This is a genomic window from Geobacillus sp. WSUCF-018B, assembly GCF_002809985.1.
In the GTDB taxonomy this organism is placed as follows: Bacteria; Bacillota; Bacilli; order Bacillales; family Anoxybacillaceae; genus Geobacillus; species Geobacillus thermophilus.
In genome coordinates, this window is record NZ_PIJF01000130.1 from 1 (window position 1) to 1,466 (window position 1,466).

1 protein-coding gene is annotated in these 1,466 nt (G+C 51.1%); it reads left to right on the plus strand.

What is annotated here, in order from left to right; genetic code table 11:
* A partial coding sequence (locus CV944_RS16955) for an IS1182 family transposase (protein WP_100664570.1) occupies positions 1-1,357 on the plus strand: 1,357 nt, incomplete at its 5' end.
* Positions 1,358-1,466 lie beyond the last annotated feature (109 nt).

The window sequence follows — 1,466 nt, forward strand, 5'->3', positions numbered from 1 at the left end:
CAAAATTCTCCTTTACGCTTACACCCAAAAAATGTATCATGGCCGTGAGATTGCACGGCAGCTCGAAGTCCACCTTCCCCTCATGTGGCTAAGTGGATTTCAAAAGCCGGACTTCCGCTCCATCAATCGGTTTCGTTCGGAGCGGATGAAAGACCTGATTGACGACCTGTTCCGGGAAATGATCACGCTGCTCGTGGCCGACGGCTATGTCAAGATGGAAGATTATTTTGTGGATGGAACGAAAATTGAAGCGAATGCCAACCGGTACACCTTCGTTTGGCGCAAATCGGCTGAGAAGTACCAGGAGAAACTCCAAGCCAATGTCGATCGGCTGATTGCCCAGATCGAGGCGATCGTGGAAGAAGAAAAGGCGGAAGACATCGACCCTTCGCCGGCCTTTACGTCAGAAGAAATCCGAAAGAAAACCGAGGAGTGGGAAAAACGGTTGGAGGCCGAGCYGGACAACCAACCGTTGAAGAAGGCCATCAAGAAGATGAAGGAGGACTACTTGCCCCGCAGTGAAAAGTATGAACACCAACTCCATGTATGCGGGGATCGCAACAGCTATTCCAAGACCGATGTGGATGCCACCTTCATGCGGTTGAAGGAGGATCACATGCGAAACGGCCAGCTCAAGCCGGCCTATAACGTACAGGTGGGTTCTTCCGGCCAATTTATTTTGGGGTATTCCCTTCATCAGAGGCCGGGCGACACTCGTTGTCTTCTCCCGCATTTGGAGACCGTTCGAGAGAAGTACGGCGTGGAACCCGAACGTTTGATCGCTGACGCGGCTTATGGCTCGGAAGAGAACTACGTGAAGCTGGAAGAGAAGCACATATCGGCCTTGATCAAGTACCATACGTATGAGAAGGAGAACACGCGCAAGGTCAAGAAAAATCCGCATCATCAGCAGAATTGGACCTATGTGGAAGAAGAAGACGTTTGGATTTGCGCCAATGGGAAAAAGCTGGTTCGCACCGGAACTTCGAAACAGACCACGGAATCAGGATACACCTCGGTCACCCGACACTACCAATGCCATGAATGCGAAGGATGTCCGTTCCGTTCGGCCTGCACGACTTCCAAGTATGGACGAACCACGCAATGGAACCCCGTCTATCATGAACAAAAACAGAAAGCCCGCGAACGGTTGGAGAGTGAAGAAGGGCAAGCCCGATACCGCCAACGCCAAACCGACATTGAGAGTGTATTTGGGCAAATCAAACAAAATCGCGGGTTTCGTCGCTTTGTCCTGCGAGGCCTCCAAAAAGTTTCCATCGAATGGGGGCTGGTTTGTGCTGCCCACAATCTTCTCAAAAAAGCCGCTAGGGACAAGCAATTGTCCTTGGTGGCGTAAATGAGGGGGAGAACAGAGTCGGAATTTTGTTCCGTTTGGTAAAATATACAAAAACCAGAGAGGGCTGACTCCAAAAGTCCGCTTTTTGGCGGACTTTTGGGTCAGCCCC